The following is a 14973-nucleotide window of genomic DNA, read 5'->3' on the forward strand; positions in this document are numbered from 1 at the left end:
GAGGAGGCTCTTTGCATTTGGATAAAATCGAGCAGCAGCTCAAGCAGTATTTTGGCTATGATGCCTTTCTTTCGGGCCAGCGTGAGGTGATCGAGCAGATTCTTGCGGGACGTGACGCATTTGTCTTGATGCCAACGGGAGCTGGAAAATCGCTGATCTATCAGTTTTCGGGCCTGTTGATGCCTGGCGTTACCATCATTATCTCGCCACTGATCGCGCTTATGCAGGATCAGGTCGATCGGTTGAGTGCTAATGGCATTGCCGCGACGTTTATCAATAGCACGCTGAGCCAGGAAGAGCGGGAGCAGCGGGAACGGGGTCTTCTCACCGGCAAGCTCAAACTCGTGTATGTTGCTCCTGAGCGGTTGCTGACGCAGAGCTTTTTGCAACTGCTTGATGAGGTACGAGACCGTGTGGGCCTCTCGCTGCTGGCGGTTGATGAGGCCCATTGTGTGAGTGAGTGGGGACATGATTTTCGTCCTGAGTATCGGCAGCTTGGCCGTGTACGACAGCGCTATCCCCAGGTTCCCGTGATAGCGCTCACTGCCACCGCGACCGAACGGGTGCGCGATGATATCCTCACACAGCTCACCCTGCACGATCCATCCATCCACGTTGCCAGCTTTAATCGTCCCAATCTCCTCTATGAGGTGCGTCAGAAGAACCAGCAAGCCTATCGCGATCTCGTGGGTCTATTGCGAGAACTGCGCGACGATTCGGTGATCATCTATTGCCAGAGCCGTAAGAGCGTTGAGGATATCAGTACTGCGCTCAGGCGTGATGGCATCACTGCGCTCCCGTATCATGCGGGACTCACCAGCGAGCAACGGGCGCAAAATCAAAACAGCTTTATTCGCGATGAAGTGCCTGTGCTGGTGGCCACAATAGCCTTTGGTATGGGGGTTGCGAAGCCAGATGTACGGGCCGTCATCCATTATGATCTGCCAAAAAGCCTGGAGGGATATTATCAGGAATCGGGTCGGGCCGGACGCGATGGATTGCCAGCGCGCTGCATCCTCTTTTTTCAGCGCGGAGATCGCGTTAAGTACGAGTTTATTCTGGCCCAGAAGGAGGATGAGCAGGCATATTTTCTGGCGCGCCAACAACTGCAACAGGTGATTGCGTACGGCGATAGTATCGAGTGCCGCCGTCGCGCGCTGCTGGCGTATTTCGGCGAGACCTTGCCCGATGAGCATTGTGGCAATTGTGATAATTGTTTGCGCCCACACGCTGAGATGGAAGATAGAACGATTGATGCGCAAAAGTTCTTATCGTGTGTCTCGCGGACGCAACAGCGCTTCGGCATGCGTTATATCATCGATATCTTGCGGGGAGCTAACACGCAGAAGATCCGTGATCTGGGGCATCAGCAGTTGACCACCTATGGCATCGGTAAGGATCTGAGCGTTGATGAGTGGCGATATCTGGCCCAGGCGCTCTTGCAACAGGGCTTAATGAATGAGACGAGCGACGGCTATCCCGTATTGCGTTTGAATCGGCGCTCCGTTGAAATCTTGAAAAGGATGCGCAATGTGGAGGTGCCAGCCATGCCGGGGCGTCGGCAAAAGGCAACTGAAATTGAGCCAGCAGCGTCACCCCTCTCCGAGCTTGATCTGGCGTCGGCGGGATTGTTTCACCATCTGCGTGGTTTGCGTAAACAGCTTGCCGACGAGATGGGTGTTCCTCCCTATGTAGTCTTTCCTGATAATAGTTTGCGCGCTATGGCCCAGCAGCGTCCGCAAAGTGCCGCACAGTTCGCTCGCATCCCGGGCGTGGGGAGTCGCAAGCAAGAAGCTTTTTTCACCCCTTTTACTCATGCGATCCGCGAGTATTGTGAACTGCATGAGCTGACCCTGGAAGTGGAGTCAGGCGAGACGCGGAAAGAAGTAAAAAGGGGAAACGCTGCGGCGACGAGCGCGGGGCCATCGACTCGTCTGGTGACATTAGAGATGTACAACGCGGGGAAAAGCGTCGAGGAGATTGCCAGGGAGCGCAATTTGAAGGTGAGTACGATCATCAATCATCTGGCCGAACTCATCGAGACGGGCCAGACGATTGATGTGGAAGAATTGATCCACGTTGACCGTTACGAAATGATTGCCAATGCGCTGCAACAGGTCGGCGGCGTGGCACTGAAGCCGGTGAAGGAATGGCTTGGCGACGACTATTCCTACGAAGAAATTCGTCTTGTTCGAGCGCTGCTGCACCGCAAGCAACATGAACTATGATATGTCCTTGCCGATATTTTTGGCAAGATTGCGTCGTGCTGCCGAAAGTGAGGCCCGGAGTAATTGCTTCTCTGCCTTGTCCGCAGGCCATTGGATCTGCTCGATATCGCAGCGATGCTGTTTAAAGGCATCGACCAGCTCTACCAGGTCGTCCACCTGATCCTGTAACTGACAGATCATTGCCTGTTTCTGGCGTGGCGGCAGCTCCAGTACTCGTTCGATGACTTCGTTGAGCAGCGACTCGCCCTCCATCTGCTGTAATACCTCATCTTCCGGGTCGGCTATGCTCCCAAATTCCCCATGATATTCCTCACTTTCTCCGGTGGGAAGTGGCTGTATAGCTCTTTTGCGCCGCAACATATCGATGATTTCGCTATAAATGATGCTTCTCACGTATGCTTGTGGGCAGCGAATGGAGTCTCTTTCGAGTATATGCCAGAACTTGATACGGACACGCTGTATAATCTCATCGGTTTCGAGATATTGCACCTCCTGAGGAGCAAAAGAAGGATATCTGCTCAGGTATCTCTTCACCTGGGACTTGATATAATCATCGCTACATGCTAAAACCATTTCGTATGTTGCTTCTGCCTGTGGGGTCTTTTCACCGATTTTTTGATAATTACTCATACCGCCGTTCCTTTTTTGATCGTAAGATGACCGATATATCCATCACGGGCGCTTGAATATGACTTCAGCAACTCGTTCTAATATGTATAGATGTGTGAAGAATTCTTCAACACATTCAAAGAGTAAGCGATGGAGACGTATTAGCCTATGGTGAATAGGGGGCAGGGAGGGGGCAAGTAGGGGGCAAAATCTACGCCTGTAAGTCTGGTAAGATGGTGAAAAATCGATTATACTGATCACCAGCAATAATAGTGCGCAATATGTTCTCCGATCAAAGCATGGGTGCAAACAACATAACCAGAAAACAGCCAGTTCCTAATCTCCAGTTACGGAATGAACGGGAAAAACGTGGCTGGACGCATAAGGATGTTGCCGATAAGATCGGCCTGCCCGACTCTCATACGGTTGGCCGATGGGAGAGGGGTCACTCTATCCCCAGCCCTCATTATCGTCAAGCACTCAGTCGTCTTTTTGACAAAAGCCTGGAAGAACTGAATCTGCTCCAATCTCATGAAAATGAAATTGCGCCCTCTCCTGTTGAAGAGAGCGAGCAGGTCCCTGCATCTCAAGGTAGCTCTGGATTTGCGCAACCTCCCCCCAGATTCACCTCATTTGTTGGGCGTGAACATGAACTGACCGAGATATACGGACTACTCATACGTCCAGATATATACTTGCTGACTCTACTAGGAACTGGAGGGATCGGTAAGACGAGCCTGGCAACGCAGATAGCGTTCAAGATGAGGGAGCACTTTGCGGATGGTGTCTGCTTTGTCTCACTGGCGGCACTACGTGATGCAGAGCTGGTTCTGCCTGCTATTGCCGATGCGCTCGGTATTCAGGGGGATAGTAAACTGCAACCCGGTGCGCAGATCAAAGCAGTTTTGCGGGAAAAGCATGTGTTGCTTTATATTGATAATTTCGAGCATGTGGTGGCAGCTGCTCCGCTGCTTGAAGATCTGTTGCGTGCCTGCTCACGTGTGAAGATGCTAGTGACAAGCCGTGAGGCGCTGCATCTCTCGGCAGAGCGTGAGTACAGTATTGCGCCACTGGAGACGCCAGATGTACAGCAGTTGCCGGAGCCAGCAGCGTTGATGAGCTATGCTTCAATTGCTCTATTTGTGCAGTGTGTACAGGCTCGGCAGGGAAACTTCAAGATAACGCACAACAATGCGGCGGCGATTGCCGAACTTTGCGTGCGTCTGGATGGTCTCCCACTGGCTATTGAACTTGCGGCGCGTATGAAGATGCTTTCACCGCAAGCACTCCTGATCCGCTTTTCGCAACGTTTGCGCCTGTTGAAGAGCGATCTTTATCTAACAGATGAGCGTCATCGGACGCTCTATCAGACCATTAAGTGGAGCTATGATCTGCTCAATGTTCACGAGCAGTGGCTTTTTAGGCACCTCTCTATCTTTGTCAGCGGTGCTACATTGGAAACCATCGAGGCATTTTTCGGTGCTGGTGAGCAATGGAAGGGTGGGGACATTCTGGAGGGGGTGCTCTCTCTCTTGAATAAAAGCTTACTGCAACAAAGAGAACCAGAGAGCGAAGCACCCCGCTTTTTTATGCTTGATACGATTAGAGAGTTCGGGCTGGACTGTTTACAGACCTGTCATGAGCTGGAAGAAAGCAAGCGAACATATGCCCTCTACTTTCTAGCTGAAGTTGAGCAAGCTGCGCCGCAATTAAAGGGACCGCAGCAGGCTATGTGGTTGCAGCGATTGGAGCAAGAACTCGACGATTTGCGTGCAGTGTTGAACTGGTTGATCGAGATCAAAGACGTGGGACTGGCTTTGCGTTTCTGTGAAGCGTTTGGCAAATATTGTGGGTTGCGTGGCTATTGGAGCGAGGAGCAGCGCTGGTTGAAGGCGGCTCTGGCCCTGCCACGGCAGCCAGAGCCGCAAGCAATACGCGCGCGGGTGTTACGCCGCGCCGGGCACCTCGCCTATCGTTTGAGAGATCTGGCAGCAGCTCGCGCTTTACAGGAGGAGAGTGCCAGGGAATCGCGAGAGAGCGGCGACCAGGAGAATCTGGCGGGTGCGTTGAGCGGATTGGCGCACGTGCTCTCTCGACAAAATGAGATTGCGGCGGCGGCTCAACTGTTTCGAGAGAGTGTGCAGATTGCCCGACAATGCGGGAATGGTTGGGTGCTGGCCAATGCACTGGAAAGCATGGGGCGTTTTATCTATCGTCAGGAGGGGAAGGTTGATGAAGCGCGTGCTGTGCTGGCGGAGAGCCTTGTGCTGGCGCGGCAATTAAATGATAGTGAGAGCATTGCTCGTTTTCTCACCACGCTGGTTGACCTGGAGATTGCTGAAGGAAACATGCGGCAAGCAGAGGAGATGGCGCAGGAAAGCTATGATCTGGCGCAACAACTGGGCACCAGACCATTAATTGCCCTGGCGCTCGACGCTTTAGGCGATATTGCCTTCTTTGAAGCAAACTATGAGCAGGCGAAACAGCGCTTTGAGCAGCGGATCACGATGGCGCGTGACCTGGGCGATGTATCGACGATTACCCGCAGAGCGTTGAGGGTTGCCGATTGTGCCCTTGCACAGGGGGATGTGGTTCAGGCGGCCCGACTGATAGAAGAGAACCTGGAGTCGCTATACCAGCAGAAAGATAGAGCTGCGATCATGACCGCCCAGAATATTCGGGGCGATGTGCAACGCAAGAACGGCGCTGTAACAGAGGCCATTGATTTATATCGAGGTGTGTTGATGCAGTGCAGCGTGTCAGGCGATAGGAGAAACAGAGCAAGATGTCTGATTGGTCTGGTTCATTGCTTGCTGCTTCAGGAACACATGGAGCAGGCAGTCTATCTCTTTGGATATATGGAGGGTGAGATCGGGTCGAAAGCGCGCAAGAGTCTTTATCTGGCGCAATATACTGACTATAAGTGGGCAGAAGAAAAAGTGCAGATTCTCGCAGCGGAGGCGAGATATGCGCAAGCCAGAGATGCAGGGCGAGGGGCATCGCTTGAAGAGGTAATGAAGAGAGTAAACTGTATTGCTTATGATTGATGTGATGGTTATTCATTATATATGCTTGATGATTTCCTTGCAGATACGGGTCAGTTCTTTGTTCCGCATTGAGCTAGAAAGGCTGCCAAGAGGCTTTGCGGGGTTATTTACCGCCTGATAGTCTTTAAGTTCGGTGTATTGATATAAACAATGACCGACTGCGATCCAAAGAATAGTGACATGTTCTTTCTTGGCTGCTTCCAGAATAGGTGTAAGCTCATGTTTTGCGATAAAATCTGAGGCAAGAAAATTTGCGGAGACGAGGAGAACAGCAACTTTCGCAGAGCTGATAGCATCGGTAATTTCTTCATACCACCTTGTTCCCGGGACGATATGGGTATCATCCCATATTTTAATCTGCCCTGCTCGTAGAAGAGGAGCAAGCATGTCATACAGTCTATCCAGCCAGACCTTATCTTTGCGGCTGTAGCTGATGAAGACCTGGTCGCGCACTGTTTGTGCCATGATAACAACTCCTTGAATGTATTTCCTCGCTGCACAGTGTCAGTATATAGAAACGTTATTCTCCTGTCAACTGGTACTGTAATGCTCATACCATTTTTTAATTTTCTGACCTCTTTGCGTCTCTTCTAATAGATGCATAGATTGTTTAAGGGAATATAATGATGAAAAGCAGGAAGATTTGTAGTAATATGTTTTATAGAGGGGAAGATACCGCATAGCACTTATTGGTTGATGGGATACATGGATGTTGAAGGCATAATGGCTTATCCATGTATGATAGCTTAGAGTATGAGGCTTTTTGGGTGTTAAGCTGAACAGAGATCAGGCAGGTTGAGTATGGCTTTTCCACATGCTATTTGCATTTTTTGTTCATATGTACTATCCGATCGAAGGGACAAAAAGCTATTTGATAAGCTTTGTTCTCATTTGCAGGCCTGGAAGCGGCAAGGTGTTATCGAAGACGTGTATGATAGTGGAAGTGGAGCAGGAGAAACGCTGATGTCATATATAGAAAACTATATTAATAAAGCAGACATTATTGTATTGATGGTAAGTGCTGAATTTTTTGCATCAGCATGTTGCTACGAGATAGAGCTAAAACATGCGCTAGAGCTGAGCAAGGCAGATATGGTTCGTTTGATTCCGGTGAAGTTACGTCCCTTTGAACTGGCGGGATCGCCATTGGCACCGTATCGCTCCCTTCCACTTAGCGGCAAGCCTATCAGTGAGTGGCCCAGGATCGATGCTGCCATGGTGGATGTGGTCAATGGAATCTGGAAGGCGATCGAGGAAGTTAGAACGCATGTGGGTACGCGTGCGCGTATCAATCCTGAAAAGTTGCCCCTGTATACGGTTCCATACAGACAAAATCGGTTTTTTACTGGTCGAGATGACGAGCTGAATGCGTTACACACCTATTTCTTTGCGCCTTCCCAACCTTTTCAGGAGACGCGCATTCAGGCATTGAGTGGTTTGGGAGGCGTTGGCAAGACCCAGCTCGCTGTTGAATATGCCCGTCGTTCTAAGCAGAAGTATCAGGCTATTCTGTGGCTCAATGCATCCTCGCGCGATATCAAAGCAGCGTTGCGTGTGCTTGTTGATCAGCTCTCTTTGGTGGTAGAAGAGCCGATAGATGAGCAAAAGCAGATGAAAGCGATCAAGCATTGGTTGCGTTTTCAAGAGCGCTGGCTGCTTATTTTAGATAGCCTGGACGATTTTAGTTTGATCGACCAGCTTGTTCCCAATCAAGGAGGGCATGCCCTTCTTACTGTGCATTACCAGAGCACTGGAACGTTTGCCCATGTTTTTCATGTCAAGCCAATGGATAGGCAACAAGGAGCATTATTCCTGTTACGTCGCACGGGGATCATTGAGGAGCAGGCTCAGCTCGATGCAGCATCCAGAGATGACTATGCCATTGCCAAGTCTGTTGCGGAGAGGTTGGGGGGATTACCGCTGGTACTCGATCAGGCGGGCGCGTATATCGAGGAGACCCCGCTCTGTGATCTGGCCGGATATCTCACGGTATATGAGCGAGAGAGGGCGAACCTGCTGAACCAGCGAGGGAAGTTCTCCGAGAATCATCCAGAGTCGATCATGGTTACGCTTTCGCTGGCATTTGCTGAGGTGGCGCAAAGGTGCCCTGATGCCATTGAACTGTTGCGGCTCTTCGCTTTTCTGCATCCAGACTCGATTCCAGGGGAAATGTTTGAACAGAGGGCTGGCGTCTTTGAGGGGGCTTTGCAAAAGTTTGCTACAGGTGTTGCTGACTGGCATGATCCCTTTTCAGCGCTCTTTGACTATTCGCTGGTGCATCGTTGTAGCAGTTCGACGACGTTGAGTATTCATCAGATCGTGCAGGAAGTTGTGATAGAGCAACTTTCGGAAGAATTAAGGCTGCAATGGGCATATCAAGCCGTGCGGCTGGTCAACTCCGTTTTTCCCGCAGCAGAGTTTAGTAATTGGCCGATCTGTAAGACATATTTGCATCAGGCGCAGAAATGTGCGGAGCTGATCGAGCAGTTTCACTTTACTCAGGATGAGGCTGCCGAACTGTTGTGGCATCTGGGCAATTATTGTTACCAGCAAGCAATGTACAGCGGGGCCGAACGCTATCTCACCTATGTATTACAACTCTATGAGCAGAACATGGAGAGCAACCAGCTACAGATTGCAGAGACCCTTAATATGTTGGGATTGGTCTATAACGAGCAAGGTAAGTATGCGGTGGCGGAAGGGATCATTCAGCGGGTCATTGAGATACGAGAGCGAGAGCAGGGCGTTGATCATCCAGATATAGCTCATGCCTTCAATAGTTTAGGATTAGTGTATAGCGAACTGGGGAAATATCAAGATGCTGAAATCTGTTATCAGCGTGTTCTTTCCATTTATGAAACTGCGGTAGATGTTAATCCTCTTGATGTTGCCGTCACGCTTAACAATCTAGCCGTGCTGTATGATGATCAGGGAAAGTATAAAGAAGCTGAAGAATTTTATTTGCGTATCTTGGCCATTGAAGAAAATGCGCTGGTGGAGAATCATCCAGATCTGGCAATCACCTATAACAATCTAGCAATAGTGTATGAGGAGCAGGGGAATTACTGGCAGGCCAAAAATATGTATCAACGTGCATTAGCGATTCGGGAACAAAGCTGTGGAGAGCATGACGCTCGGACCGGGCAGAGCCTGAGCAACCTTGCAGGCATTTTTGCGCTTCAGAAGAAATACCGTAAAGCCGAAGAGTATTATCAACGAGCGCTGGATATCTACAGAAAAACGTTTTCCGCTGAGCACCCAGAGGTTGCCTTGGTTTATACCTGTCTTGCTTCTCTGGCACGCCTTCAGAGAAACTATCAACAATCAGAGATGTACTGGCGAAAAGCTCTTGCTATCAATGAACGGATGTTGGGGAGTGAACACCCGGAGATGGCAAGGGTGTTCAATGGGCTGGGACGCGTCTATCTTTTACAGGAACGAAATGCCGACGCTATCTCATTCCTGGAGCGAGCACTCGCTATTCGCACTAGGGCGTTGGGCCTTGAGCATCTCGATACCGCCGAGTGTCAGGGACTGCTAGCGGAAGGATTTGTGCGGCAGAGGCGTTATGAAGAGGCTGAACAGCTATTTCAGCAGGCTTTGCATGTCTATCAGCAAACTTCTGGTCAGAGAGACCTTGATCGCGTCTTTATAATGGAGCACTATGCTCAGCTTTTGAGTCGCTTAAATAGGACGGAGGAAGCGGTATCACTGCAACGTGCGGCCCGCTCCCTCAAGAGAAAACATACTCAGGCTTTACGGATGTTGGATAGGGATGAGTAAAACATAGTCAAGCACACCTTTACAGATGTGAAGCGCTTTCATCGACCTCCTTTTGTTTTATCCTTTTTGACATTTCCCGACTTTTTTGTCGAGGATGCACCACTATTGCCTTGATTTTGATCTCCAGAACTTACTTGCTCTTCGTCTTGTTGATTCTCCGTAGAAAGTATATGTAACAGTCTCTGAATCCAATGGATGGAACAGAATCTATTGAGTAACGCTCTATAGCGTTGAAAAATATGCGTATTTCTATGTGCAGATCTTTCGGTATGTAGGCGCTCGATCATCTATGCAAACCTCCTGATAGATCCGTCTAAAAAAGGAAATCACGTTTCGCTGCGAAACGTGAAATGTCTATACAATATCCCTGCCGTCCTTTATGATCATTTGGCTACAATGTTAGACATTGCAGTCAAATGATTATCTATGAGAATATTGTAATAAATCTGAAATGTTTTAGCAAGGGGGGGGTGTACATTTTGCTGAGAAGATATTTGACGCAAATCTATATTGTAGAGTTTAAAAAAACTCCAGTATAATGAACAGACGATGGTCGTTGCCCAGTTTCCCAAAATGATATAATACGCCTGCAATCAAAAATTGAAATACCTCTAGCATTTTGCGATATAATCCTTCGTAAGTTGTTGGCTGTAGATAGAAATAGTTGAGTTCTAATGAAGTAGCTCAACCCTCATCAAGGAGGAGGTTCTTCATGGCGCGTTTCATTTTAAGTCTCGATCAGGGAACTACCAGTTCTCGTGCGATTCTCTTTGATCACGACGGTTCTATAGCGCAGGCTGCTCAGCAAGAATTCCCTCAGATTTATCCGCAGCCAGGCTTCGTTGAGCATGATCCTGAAGCGATCTGGTCAAGTCAGCTCTCCGTTGCTCACCAGGTGTTGAAGGATGGGAATGTCAATGCTTCAGATATCGCAGCTATTGGCATTACCAATCAGCGCGAGACGGCGGTTGTCTGGGAGAAAGCTACTGGGAAGCCCGTTTATAATGCCATTGTCTGGCAGAGCCGCCTCACCGTGCCGATCTGCGATGAGCTAAAAGCAAAAGGATTTGATAAAGAGATACGTGAGCGCACAGGGCTGGTGACAGATGCTTATTTCTCGGGAACGAAAGTCAAGTGGATTCTCGATAACGTCCCAGATGCCCGCGCGAAAGCAGAGCGAGGTGAACTGCTCTTTGGCAACGTCGATACTTTCCTGATCTGGCGTTTAACAAAGGGGCGTGTCTATGTCACCGACTATTCTAACGCCTCGCGCACGCTACTCTTCAACATCTACACGCGCCAATGGGATGATGTCATTCTACAGGAGCTGGGTATCCCTCGTTCGATGTTGCCGACCGTGAAACCTTCGAGCGGCGTCTATGGCGAGGCGGACCCGGAGTTTTTTGGCGCTGCTATCCCCATTGCCGGAGCAGCCGGAGATCAGCAGGCGGCAACGTTCGGACAGGTCTGCTATGAGGTGGGCACTGCCAAGAACACCTATGGCACGGGCAGTTTCATGTTGATGAACACGGGCGAGAAGGGTGTGCCATCACAAAATGGCTTGCTGACCACCATTGCCTGGGGTCTGGGAGATCCTGCCCACCCGCAAATCACCTATGCGCTGGAAGGCAGCATCTTTATTACTGGAGCTGCCGTGCAGTGGTTGCGTGATGGCTTGCAGGCTATCAAAAATAGTGTCGAAGTTGAAGCGCTGGCAAATCTTGTTCCCGATAATGGCGGCGTCTATCTGGTGCCAGCCTTTGTAGGATTGGGCGCACCCTATTGGGATGCTTATGCGCGTGGTACGATCATTGGCCTGACACGCGGTTCAAACATGAGTCATGTGGCGAGAGCAACACTGGAATCGATGTGTTATCAAACGCGCGAAGTGGTGGAAGCAATGACGGCAGATAGTAATGTCCATCTCAAAGCTTTACGCGTCGATGGAGGTGCGGTCGTCAACAATCTGTTGATGCAATTCCAGGCCGACATTCTGGGCGTGCCAGTGCAGAGGCCAAAGGTTGCTGAAACAACTGCGTTGGGAGCAGCCTATCTTGCAGGTCTTGCTGTGGGCTTCTGGAGTAGCCAGCAAGAACTTTCTGAACATTGGCAAATTGATCGCACGTTTGAGCCACAGATGAAGCAAGATCAGCGCGAGCAACTCTATGCAGGTTGGAAGCGTGCCGTTGAGCGCTCTCTGCATTGGGCACAACCATAACGGGCGACAAGCGAAGCAAGTGTCGCCATTTTATCAGCGTTATCTGTCATCTCAACGTTCTTGTATGTTTGTGTGCTGGGCGATGACGTTCACATCTGTTCGGCTTGTGTCTACGGATACTGAAATGGAGCAAACATCATGGAAAATCAGGCATTAGAGAGAACTTCAACTCTTGCAGGTCTCGGAGGAGAATGTATCGCTGAATTTTTAGGAACGATGGTCCTGATCCTCTTTGGTGATGGCTGTGTTGCCTCTTTTGGCCTCTTCACAGGTATTAGTCCCGTTCCCTTTGCCCAAGAATGGGTTATTATCGTAATAGGGTGGGGACTGGCGGTCATGCTGGGCATATATGTGGCAGGAGCGATCAGCGGAGCGCATATTAATCCTGCTGTCACGCTCGCCTTTGCCGCGCGAGGGAAATTTCCCTGGAGTAAGGTGGCCCCTTATATGATTGCCCAGGTGTTAGGCGCATTTGTCGCAGCGGCAATCCTGTACTTTGTCTATCGAGGAGCTATTGTCCACTCGATTGGCACAAGGAATGTGGCTGATGCGGCTGGCTATGTGTTCTATACCCTCCCCAAGCAGTTTGTCGGCCCGTTTGGAGCCTTCGGAGATGAGTTTGTTGGCACTGCTCTGCTGACCGGGTTGATCTTCGCGATTGTCGATGCTCGTAATCAGCCTGTTCAGGCCAATCTTAACCCGTTTATTATCGGTTTATTGATTATGGCGATAGGTGCCTCGTTTGGTTTGAATACTGGATATGCCATCAACCCGGCTCGTGATTTTGGTCCGCGCCTCTGGATCGCTATCGTCAGCGGTGGCGCAAGTTTGACCTCTTATACCTGGATTCCCATTGTTGCACCGCTGCTTGGAGGTGTTGTGGGTGCTTTTATCTACGACTTCACGATAGGGAAGGTGCTAGAGGCCAGACGTGTTCAGGCGTCGCAAGAGATCGAAACAAGAGGCGAAGCGGTGCGAGAGATCTCTCCATCGACTGAGACGCATGGGAGATCGGTTCGCGAACCTTGATCGGAATAACAAGAAGAGATTTTAAAAGGAAGTCACGCGCTCGACGTATTGATAACTTGCAGTATGTCGGGCGTGTGGTTTTTTGGTATAGAAAAGCTGGTTGTATTGTGGCGCTAAAGTAATAGAACGCTTGACAAATTATCGTTGTCTAAATTATTACTAGTATAATGATATTTCTCCGAGGAAAGTACTTGCTCGCTGTTTGAGCAGCGCAACCTCCCCAATGCTGTGGCAATGTGAGTGTGGTATCTGGTTATGATTCATATAACCGCTTGTATGGCGCGGCAATGTTGCGTGAGGTATTTGATCGTGAATTGTATAGCTGCTTGTCTGTCAATGCCTGTAAAAGGAGGCTAAACTGTTGATCGTCCATTGGGAACGCTGTTTGTGTCCAGATTGTACTCTTGTATGGGAAAGGAATCTTGATGGTGGCTGGCGTTATATCGCTCGTGTGGCTGTACCGCTGCCGGTAGAAAAGACCTGCCCGATCTGTGCGAGCAATTTGTATATGCGATGGGAAAGACCACTTCCTGTATTGCCGGATTCCGAAAAATAGCCTGCACGTCTTGAGCTTTAAATGTAGTCAGATATGAGATGATAAGCTTTCAGCAAAGAGAACTGGCTTTGTGATGACGCTCAGCCATCGCAAAGCCAGCTGTTTGCGCCCATGAGCTGGTTTCAACAGCACGTTATGGCTTGAGAATAACCTTCGTGTAGCCCTCGATGCGCTTGTCAAATTTGTCGTAGGCCATCGGCGCATCGTTGAGCGAGACGTTATTGGAGACGATAAAGCTGGGTTTAGCTCTGCCTGCAATGATCATGTCGCGCAGGTAGCGATTGTAGCGCTTCACGTTGCATTGTCCGGTGCCGAGGCGCAGACCTTTCTCAAAGAGTTTGCCAAAGGAGAGAAGGATTTGTCCGTGTTTGGCATGTGGATCAACCCCGCCCGGATCGGATGGAACATAGAGGCCCGGAATACCAAGCATGCCTGTCGGGTTCACGGCCTGAATGAGCGCTTCAAGCACGACGGAAGGCGCTTCTTTATCCTGGCCCGGTTGGACGGCCTGGTAACCGACGGCATCGACGCCCTTATCAACGCCATCGCCGTTGCGCATCTGACGAATCTGTTCGACGGGATCGCCCTTGCTAAAATCGATGGGGATCGCTCCAATATCCTTCACTTTTTGCAGGCGCTCGGCCACGCGATCAACGACATAGACGACAGCGGCTCCACGAATCATTGCGCTATAGGCAGCCATTGCGCCGACAGGACCGGCTCCAAAGACTACAACCGATTCGCCTGGCGAGACCTGAGCCAGCTCTGTGCCATGATATCCGGTGGGGAAGATATCGGCTAACATGGCAAAATCTTCTTCATGCTCATTTCCCTGCGGCAACTTTAGCGCATTAAAATCGGCATAGGGAACACGGAGATATTCAGCCTGACCGCCCGGATATGGTCCCATCGCTACATAGCCATAGGCACCACCAGCGAACCCTGGATTGACAGTGAGGCAGAAGCCTGTAAAGCCGCGCTCGCAATTCTTACAGAAGCCACAGGCGACATTAAAGGGCATGACGACCCGATCTCCCTTGTGGAGCGTGGTGACGCCAGGGCCTACTTCCTCGACAATGCCCATGTTCTCGTGTCCAAAGACGATGCCTGGTTGTGCCGCCGTGCGCCCTTCGTACATATGCAGGTCAGAGCCGCAGATACAACTGGAGGTGATGCGTACAATGACATCATTTGGATGCTGAATCTTGGGGTCCGCAACCTGTTCGACATCAACTTTAAACGGTCCTTTATAAACTACAGCCCGCATGATTGGCTCCTTTGCTAGTCTTCTCAGGGTCAAAAAGCTGTTACTGCTTATCAAGAACGCACTACAAATTGCCGGTTATCTGGTTGAATGCCTGTCTTCATAACAGGATGAGCTAGCATCTCTTACAAACACACGTACCCTGTTCATTTTCTGACTGCAATGTTGGAGATGTGTAGTTTTTTCTGTGGGCGTTATCTTATTGCTATCTCTTTCGCACAAGGGACTATATACCATAT

The 14973-nt window shown here is 50.0% G+C and carries 8 protein-coding genes; 5 read left to right on the forward strand and 3 right to left on the reverse strand.

Annotation, left to right across the window (positions count from 1 at the left end):
• The first annotated feature begins 11 nt into the window (after window positions 1-11).
• Window positions 12-2228, forward strand: a complete 2217-nt coding sequence (gene recQ / locus K3T83_RS27760) for a DNA helicase RecQ (protein ID WP_236065007.1) — start codon at window positions 12-14, stop codon at window positions 2226-2228.
• On the opposite strand, the gene K3T83_RS27765 is transcribed toward recQ, so the two are convergent.
• Complete coding sequence (locus K3T83_RS27765; protein ID WP_220206165.1) at window positions 2223-2858, reverse strand: sigma-70 family RNA polymerase sigma factor; 636 nt, start codon at window positions 2856-2858, stop codon at window positions 2223-2225. The genes recQ and K3T83_RS27765 overlap by 6 nt on opposite strands.
• Window positions 2859-3118: 260 nt before the next feature.
• Between K3T83_RS27765 and K3T83_RS27770 the strand changes: the two genes are divergently transcribed.
• A complete protein-coding gene (locus K3T83_RS27770) occupies window positions 3119-5884 on the forward strand; it encodes a helix-turn-helix domain-containing protein (protein WP_220206166.1) in 2766 nt (921 codons plus the stop codon).
• Window positions 5885-5899: 15 nt separating this feature from the next.
• Here K3T83_RS27770 and K3T83_RS27775 read toward each other — a convergent pair whose 3' ends face one another.
• Entirely contained in the window at window positions 5900-6349 is a 450-nt protein-coding gene (locus tag K3T83_RS27775; RefSeq protein ID WP_220206167.1) for a toll/interleukin-1 receptor domain-containing protein, read from the reverse strand.
• Between the two features lie 336 nt (window positions 6350-6685).
• Here K3T83_RS27775 and fxsT point away from each other — a divergent pair, with 336 nt between their 5' ends.
• The 3 genes from fxsT to K3T83_RS27790 all read left to right on the forward strand — a co-directional run bounded on the left by fxsT (window position 6686) and on the right by K3T83_RS27790 (window position 12914).
• The gene (gene fxsT / locus K3T83_RS27780) at window positions 6686-9667 is read left to right on the forward strand and encodes an FxSxx-COOH system tetratricopeptide repeat protein (protein WP_220206168.1); all 2982 of its coding nucleotides are present in this window, start codon (window positions 6686-6688) and stop codon (window positions 9665-9667) included.
• A 712-nt stretch (window positions 9668-10379) separates the two neighbouring features.
• The gene (gene glpK, locus K3T83_RS27785) at window positions 10380-11885 is read left to right on the forward strand and encodes a glycerol kinase GlpK (protein WP_220206169.1); all 1506 of its coding nucleotides are present in this window, start codon (window positions 10380-10382) and stop codon (window positions 11883-11885) included.
• A 138-nt stretch (window positions 11886-12023) separates the two neighbouring features.
• The gene (locus tag K3T83_RS27790) at window positions 12024-12914 is read left to right on the forward strand and encodes an MIP/aquaporin family protein (protein ID WP_220206170.1); all 891 of its coding nucleotides are present in this window, start codon (window positions 12024-12026) and stop codon (window positions 12912-12914) included.
• Between the two features lie 689 nt (window positions 12915-13603).
• On the opposite strand, the gene K3T83_RS27795 is transcribed toward K3T83_RS27790, so the two are convergent.
• Entirely contained in the window at window positions 13604-14737 is a 1134-nt protein-coding gene (locus tag K3T83_RS27795; protein WP_220206171.1) for a glutathione-independent formaldehyde dehydrogenase, read from the reverse strand.
• Window positions 14738-14973: the final 236 nt, after the last annotated feature.

This window comes from Reticulibacter mediterranei, from assembly GCF_016587455.1.

What these genes read in the sequence shown, in the direction of transcription:
- K3T83_RS27765 (WP_220206165.1), bottom strand. Translation starts at nt 2,858, where the DNA reads ATGAGTAATTATCAAAAAATCGGTGAAAAGACCCCACAGGCAGAAGCA.
- K3T83_RS27770 (WP_220206166.1), top strand. Translation starts at nt 3,119, where the DNA reads ATGTTCTCCGATCAAAGCATGGGTGCAAACAACATAACCAGAAAACAG.
- K3T83_RS27775 (WP_220206167.1), bottom strand. Translation starts at nt 6,349, where the DNA reads ATGGCACAAACAGTGCGCGACCAGGTCTTCATCAGCTACAGCCGCAAA.
- fxsT (WP_220206168.1), top strand. Translation starts at nt 6,686, where the DNA reads ATGGCTTTTCCACATGCTATTTGCATTTTTTGTTCATATGTACTATCC.
- glpK (WP_220206169.1), top strand. Translation starts at nt 10,380, where the DNA reads ATGGCGCGTTTCATTTTAAGTCTCGATCAGGGAACTACCAGTTCTCGT.
- K3T83_RS27790 (WP_220206170.1), top strand. Translation starts at nt 12,024, where the DNA reads ATGGAAAATCAGGCATTAGAGAGAACTTCAACTCTTGCAGGTCTCGGA.
- K3T83_RS27795 (WP_220206171.1), bottom strand. Translation starts at nt 14,737, where the DNA reads ATGCGGGCTGTAGTTTATAAAGGACCGTTTAAAGTTGATGTCGAACAG.